4 protein-coding genes and 1 pseudogene are annotated in these 7,157 nt (G+C 44.2%); all 5 read left to right on the top strand.

Features of this window, described 5'->3' with window-relative positions:
- Nucleotides 1-834: 834 nt before the first annotated feature.
- Nucleotides 835-2,560: pseudogene (locus C3Z13_RS12665) on the top strand (DNA translocase FtsK); the annotation flags it as partial.
- 118 nt (nucleotides 2,561-2,678) lie between these two features.
- Nucleotides 2,679-3,299, top strand: coding sequence for an outer membrane lipoprotein periplasmic chaperone LolA (gene lolA / locus C3Z13_RS04570; RefSeq protein WP_103855139.1), 621 nt, complete (start codon nucleotides 2,679-2,681; stop codon nucleotides 3,297-3,299).
- A gap of 84 nt (nucleotides 3,300-3,383) precedes the next feature.
- The gene (locus tag C3Z13_RS04575) at nucleotides 3,384-4,733 is read left to right on the top strand and encodes a replication-associated recombination protein A (RefSeq protein ID WP_103855140.1); all 1,350 of its coding nucleotides are present in this window, start codon (nucleotides 3,384-3,386) and stop codon (nucleotides 4,731-4,733) included.
- 120 nt (nucleotides 4,734-4,853) lie between these two features.
- Nucleotides 4,854-6,143, top strand: a complete 1,290-nt coding sequence (gene serS, locus C3Z13_RS04580; protein WP_103855141.1) for a serine--tRNA ligase — start codon at nucleotides 4,854-4,856, stop codon at nucleotides 6,141-6,143.
- 248 nt (nucleotides 6,144-6,391) lie between these two features.
- The coding region (locus C3Z13_RS04585) for a peptide chain release factor 1 (RefSeq protein ID WP_103855142.1) at nucleotides 6,392-7,157 on the top strand (766 nt) is incomplete at its 3' end.

The raw sequence follows: 7,157 nt of genomic DNA on the forward strand, positions 1-7,157 counted from the left end.
GGGGGGATTTTATTATTTGGCGGTTTAACCGCATTAGCCACCTTATTGCTTTCTAACACTAGCTCTTATCTTGCTGGTGGGGTGTTAGGTGGAAGCTTAGTGGTTTCCCTTTATCCTGTTTTAGGCAAAGCAGGAGTGATTTTGTGCGCATTATTGTCAGCTATTGCAGGCTTTATTTTGTGTTCAGGTAAAGCTTTAGTGCAGCTTTTTGTGAGATTTTATTACTGGCTCACAATGAATGAGGACAAAACTCCAGCAATGGCAATGCCCGCCGAGCCACGAGCAGACAGCGAGCCTGAGCCTTTAGAGGAAATTATTATCCAAAAGCCTGCGCCAATTTCGTCATTACAAAATGAAAATGCAGCGCAAAACGAAGCAGGCGAAGAGCAACATAAAGACAATCAAACCTTTATTCAAATTAGTGGCTTACAAGAATTTGTTCAGCCAGAAGCACCATTTGCACATAATGAAAGCCAATCCGTTTCCAATAGCCAAGATCTTTTTGATCCCCGCCAAATGGAATCCCTTTCTAATTATGGTGTAGGGCAAGAAGAACCATTGCCGAATGTGCGTATTCCTCAAACCAGCACAGTAACGAGCTCAGCCACACAAATTGGCGTAAGCACAGAACAGACAATGGTTAAGCCTGTTCAAGCTGTTGTTGAACAGAAGGATTTAACGGCACAGGCAGATTTACCCAATGGGGCAGATTTACCAAGTGCGGTGCATTTTTCTACAGAGTTTTCTGCAATAGAACAAGCACCTGAATTAAAGGTATCCATTCCTGATTATTCGTTAGACAATCATTCTGAAACAGAAAATTTGCCTGAGCAAGATAATGAAATGGATGAATTAGCGCGTCAGTTCGCTGCGCAAGAAGCACAACGCTTGGCTGAAATGCAGCAGCGCGCAAAAGAAATCAATGCGGAAGATGCTTTAGCGGATATTCTGGCTGGGCAAAATCCAACGCAATCAACGGTAAATCAGCCTGCGGTAAGCCAGCCAACTTACAAGCCTTATGGCGATTCCTTAATTCACCCAGCCTTACAAAAGCAGGTGAAAAAAGCGGAAAAACCTACCACGCCGTTGCCAAGTTTAGATTTATTGGATAAACGTGAAGTGGAAGAACAAAATATCACGCGCGAAGAAATCTTAGAAACCTCGCAACGCATTGAACAACAATTACGCAACTTCAATGTAAAAGCGAGCGTAAAAGATGTGTTGGTTGGGCCAGTGGTAACGCGTTATGAATTGGAATTGCAACCGGGTGTGAAAGCGTCCAAAGTTACCAATATTGATACAGATTTAGCGCGTGCCTTGATGTTCCGCTCCATTCGTGTGGCAGAAGTGATCCCTGGTAAGCCTTATATTGGCATTGAAACGCCAAATTTACAGCGCCAAATGGTGCCGCTGCGTGATGTGCTGGATAGCCGAGAATTTCGCGAGTCAAAATCTTTGCTTTCAATGGCGCTAGGAAAAGACATTAGCGGCAATCCTGTGATCGTAGATCTAGCCAAAATGCCTCATTTGTTGGTGGCAGGCTCAACAGGTTCGGGGAAATCCGTTGGGGTGAATACGATGATTTTAAGTTTACTTTTCAGAGTGAAACCTGAAGAAGTGAAATTTATTATGATCGATCCGAAAGTGGTGGAGCTTTCCATTTATAACGACATTCCACACTTGCTCACCGAAGTGGTTACGGGATATGAAAAAAGCCGCCAATGCGCTGCGTTGGTGCGTGGACGAAATGGAGCGCCGTTACCAATTATTATCCGCCTTGCGTGTGCGTAATATTGAAGGCTATAACGAAAAAATTGACGAATATAACGCAATGGGAATGCCAATTCCAAACCCAATTTGGCGACCGGGCGACACAATGGACGCAATGCCACCTGCGCTGGAAAAACTCAGCTATATTGTGGTGATTGTCGATGAGTTTGCTGATTTGATGATGGTGGCAGGCAAGCAAATTGAAGAACTTATTGCTCGCCTTGCACAAAAAGCCCGAGCCATCGGTATTCACTTGATTTTGGCCACTCAACGCCCTTCTGTGGACGTGATTACAGGCTTGATTAAGGCCAATATTCCAAGCCGTATCGCCTTTACCGTGGCGAGTAAAATTGACTCGCGCACCATTCTCGATCAAGGCGGTGCAGAAACTCTGTTAGGCCGTGGGGATATGCTTTATTCAGGGCAAGGCTCTTCCGATTTAATCCGTGTTCACGGCGCATTTATGAGCGATGACGAAGTGGCTCGCGTAGCCGATGACTGGCGTGCAAGAGGCAAACCGGATTATATTGACGGTATTTTAGACAGTGCCGATGATGAAGAGGGCGAAGTGGCTCGCAATGGTGATGATGGCGATCTTGATGATCTGTTTGATGAAGTGATGAATTTCGTGATCGAAACTGGCACAACTTCAGCCTCGTCAATTCAGCGCCGTTTCCGCGTTGGCTTCAACCGTGCCGCACGCATTATGGATCAGCTGGAAGAACAAGGCATTGTTTCGCCCCTACAAAATGGTAAGCGTGAAATTTTAGCTCGCCGTTCGGATTATTAGTTCAATCTTTCAGCGAATTACAAAGCTAAGCATAAAGAAAATGCAACAAATGGGAAATTTTATTGTCTGATTAACACAATGGTTTCCCATTATTTTAGGATTAAAGGAAGGAAGATTTATGAAAAAAATGGCAGTAAAAATCACCGCACTTTTATGTTTAGGCTTAAGCCAAATGGCTTGGGCTGATGCGGTGAGTGAATTACAAGCGCGCCTTAACAAAGTGGACGTGTTAAGCGCAGATTATGTGCAAAAAGTCAGTGATGCCAAAGGCAAAGAGATTCAACAAGGCAAAGGCAAACTTCGCATTAAACGCCCGAATTTATTCAGAATGGATAACCAATCTCCGCAAGAAAGCCAAATTGTGTCAGACGGCAAAACCCTGTGGTTTTACGATCCTTTCGTGCAACAGGTTACGGCAAATTGGGTGTCTGAAGCGGTGAACAATACGCCATTTGTGTTGCTTACCAGCAACGATCAAGCGCAATGGAAAAAATATACCGTGGCGCAATCAGCGGATACCTTTACCCTTAAACCAAAATCCGCGAAAAGCAATATTAAGCAGTTCAATATTCGCATTGATGCTGATGGCGTGCTAAAAAACTTCAGCACCACAGAAAAAGACGGACAAACCAATTTATACTTATTGCGTAATATCACCAACCAACCGTTGGCAGATAATTTGTTTAAATTCAGCGTGCCGAAAGGCGCAGAGCTGGACGATCAGCGTAAGAAAAAGTAACCAAAAATCACCGCACTTTTAAGGCTAAATGGTTTACAATTTAGCCTTATTTTTCCTGAAATGATCCATAGACGAGAGAAAAAAATGCCTAATCTTGCTTTTGATTTTGCTGAAAATGATTTTCGCCCTTTAGCGGCGAGAATGCGCCCAACCCATTTAGACGAATATTGCGGACAGAGCCATCTAATTGGCGTGGGCAAACCATTACGCAAAGCCATTGAAGCAGGGCATATTCACTCAATGATTTTGTGGGGGCCACCCGGCACAGGCAAAACCACCTTGGCAGAAATTATTGCGCAACGCATTAATGCGGAAGTGGAACGGATTTCTGCGGTAACAGGTGGGGTAAAGGAAATTCGTGAAGCCATTGAGCGCGCCAAACAAAATCGGCTCGCAGGGCTGCGTACCATTTTATTTGTGGACGAAGTCCATCGTTTCAACAAAAGCCAGCAAGATGCCTTTTTGCCTTATATTGAAGATGGCACGGTGATTTTTATTGGCGCAACCACTGAAAATCCCTCTTTTGAACTGAATAACGCCTTACTTTCGCGCGCACGCGTGTATGTGCTGAAATCCTTAACCGCACAAGAAATCGAACAAGTGTTACAGCGTGCCATTAATGACAAAGAAAAAGGGCTAGGCAACCTTGATTTAACCTTAGAAGACAATTTGCTTTCAATGCTGGCGGAATATGTCAATGGCGATGCGCGCCTTGCATTAAATAGCCTTGAATTAATGGCAGATATGGCGGAAGAGGGCAAAAATGGCAAATTTTTGCACCGCACTTTATTAACGGAAGTGTTGGGCGAACGGCAAGCCCGTTTTGATAAACAAGGCGATCGTTTTTATGATCTCATCTCAGCCTTGCATAAATCCGTGCGTGGTTCAGCGCCTGATGCCGCTTTGTATTGGTATGCACGCATTTTAACCGCAGGGGGCGATCCCCTGTATGTGGCGCGCCGTTTATTGGCCATTGCGTCAGAAGATGTGGGAAATGCTGATCCGCGCGCAATGCAAGTGGCCATTGCCGCGTGGGATTGCTTCACCCGTGTGGGGGCGGCAGAGGGGGAGCGCGCCATTGCCCAAGCGATCGTTTATTTAGCGGTTGCACCGAAAAGTAATGCGGTGTATCAAGCCTTTAACGCTGCGAAGAAAATGGCAGTGGAAAGCCCTGATTATGATGTACCAGAGCATTTACGCAACGCGCCAACTCATTTGATGAAAGAACTAGGTTTCGGCGCAGAATATCGTTATGCGCACAATGAAGAAAATGCTTATGCCGCAGGGGAAAATTATTTCCCAGAAGCGCTGAAAGATACCCAATATTATTTCCCTGTTGCTCGAGGAATGGAAATTCAAATTCGTGAAAAATTAGAAAAACTTCGCCAACTAGACGAGCAAAGCACAACTATCCGTTATAAATCTGGCAAGTAGTTTGGGAGCTGTTGAACACTCAAATGCAAAATGAATGATCAACAGACCCTAGTTTATTTTTTTTATCCGATCTAAAATAGAACGGTTTTTTGAGCATATTTATTTTCTAAAGGTAACAAAATGATTGATGCAAATTTATTACGCAATAATCTTGCGGAAGTGGCAGAAAAATTAAAAGTAAGACGTGGCTTCGAGCTAGATGTAGCGCGTATCACAGAATTAGAAGAACAGCGCAAAGCCCTACAAGTTAAAACCGAAACCTTACAAGCAGAGCGTAATGCGCGCTCAAAAGCCATTGGCGCGGCAAAAGCACGCGGCGAAGACATTGAGCCATTATTGGCGGAAGTGGATAATATGGGCATTGAATTAAGTATGGCAAAAAGCCAACTTGATGATGTGCAAGCGGATCTGCAAGAAATTGCCCTTAGCATTCCAAATATTCCTGCCGATGAAGTGCCACTAGGCAACGATGAAAACGACAATGTGGAAATTTCTCGTTGGGGCGAGCCAAGAACCTTTGATTTTGAAGTGAAAGATCACGTTACCTTAGGCGAGCATTTGCAAGGGCTAGATTTTGCTGCGGGCGTGAAATTAAGCGGCGCGCGTTTTGTGGTAATGAAAGGACAAATTGCCAAAATGCACCGTGCGATAGCGCAATTTATGCTCGATTTACATACCGAACAACACGGTTATAGCGAAACCTATGTGCCTTATTTAGTTAATCACGCCACCCTTTATGGCACTGGGCAGCTGCCAAAATTTGGCGAAGATTTATTCCACACCAAACCGCTAGAAGGGGAGCAACCTTACGCCTTAATCCCAACGGCGGAAGTGCCAGTTACCAACCTTGTGCGTGATGAAATTTTAGAGCAAGCGGAACTGCCAATTAAAATGACCGCACATACCCCTTGTTTCCGTTCAGAAGCAGGATCTTACGGCCGTGATACCCGTGGTTTGATCCGTATGCACCAATTCGACAAAGTAGAAATGGTGCAAATCGTAGAGCCAGAAAAATCAATGGAAGCCTTGGAAGAACTCACTGGCCACGCGGAAAAAGTGTTGCAGTTGTTAAATTTGCCTTATCGTAAAGTGTTACTATGTACTGGCGATATGGGTTTTGGTTCAGCTAAAACTTACGATTTAGAAGTTTGGGTGCCAGCACAAAACACCTACCGCGAAATTTCTTCTTGCTCAAATATGTGGGATTTCCAAGCGCGCCGTATGCAGGCTCGTTATCGTGTAAAAGGCGAGAAAAAACCACGTCTTGTCCACACCCTAAATGGCTCAGGCTTAGCGGTTGGACGCACCCTTGTTGCCGTGCTTGAAAACTACCAAAACGCAGACGGCAGCATCACCGTGCCAGAGGTGTTACGTCCATATATGGGTGGATTGGAAGTGATTGGGAAATAATCTCACCTAAAGACGGCTTTACTAATCTGTATCTCAAATGCTGAGTTAAACTCAAGAACTTGAGGTACAGATTTTTTTATATTTAAACAAAGCCAACGCTTAACTATTCAAATTATTAAGTGCGGTGCAAAATAAGCGAATTTTTCTTGTGCATAAATACGCTGAACTTTGCTTACTGCTATAAATTTTTACCAAAATCGTGCTAGAATAAGCGCCGTTTTTTGTCAGTGGATTTTATAGGTCAACAAATGAAACCCTCTATTATCAGTAAATTAGATAGTTTAAATGAACGTCACGAAGAGCTAGAAGCCTTGCTTGGCGATGCCTCAGTCATTAGCGATCAAGAAAAATTTCGTGCTTATTCAAAAGAATATGCCCAACTTGAAGACGTTGTGAAATGCTTTGCACGCTGGAAACAGTTAAATAGCAATATGGAAGAAGCCGAATTATTGCTCGATGATCCAAGTATGCGCGAAATGGCACAAGAAGAAATTGAAGAATGCAAAGCTGAAATTGAGCAAGTAGAAGCGCAATTACAAATTTTATTACTGCCGAAAGATCCTAACGATGAATATAACTGCTATTTAGAAATCCGCGCAGGAACAGGCGGTGATGAAGCTGGGATCTTCGCGGGTGATTTATTCCGTATGTACAGCCGCTATGCGGAAAGTAAGCGTTGGCGTGTGGAAATGCTCAGCGCAAATGAAAGCGAGCAGGGCGGTTATAAAGAAGTGATCGTCAAAATCAGCGGCGAAAATGTATATGGTCAGTTAAAATTTGAATCAGGCGGACACCGAGTTCAACGCGTGCCAAAAACGGAATCGCAAGGACGAATTCATACTTCCGCTTGTACCGTAGCGGTAATGCCAGAATTGCCAGAAAGCGAATTGCCAGAAATTAACCCTGCAGATTTACGTATTGATACTTATCGCTCATCAGGCGCAGGCGGTCAGCACGTTAATACTACCGATTCAGCGGTACGAATCACCCATATTCCAACAGGCATTGTGGTGG

The organism is Avibacterium endocarditidis (assembly GCF_002921145.1).
Taxonomy (GTDB): Bacteria; Pseudomonadota; Gammaproteobacteria; order Enterobacterales; family Pasteurellaceae; genus Avibacterium; species Avibacterium endocarditidis.

Bases quoted from the DNA above. Each gene is read 5' to 3' on its own strand.
- lolA (WP_103855139.1), top strand. From the start codon at position 2,679: ATGAAAAAAATGGCAGTAAAAATCACCGCACTTTTATGTTTAGGCTTA.
- serS (WP_103855141.1), top strand. From the start codon at position 4,854: ATGATTGATGCAAATTTATTACGCAATAATCTTGCGGAAGTGGCAGAA.
- C3Z13_RS04575 (WP_103855140.1), top strand. From the start codon at position 3,384: ATGCCTAATCTTGCTTTTGATTTTGCTGAAAATGATTTTCGCCCTTTA.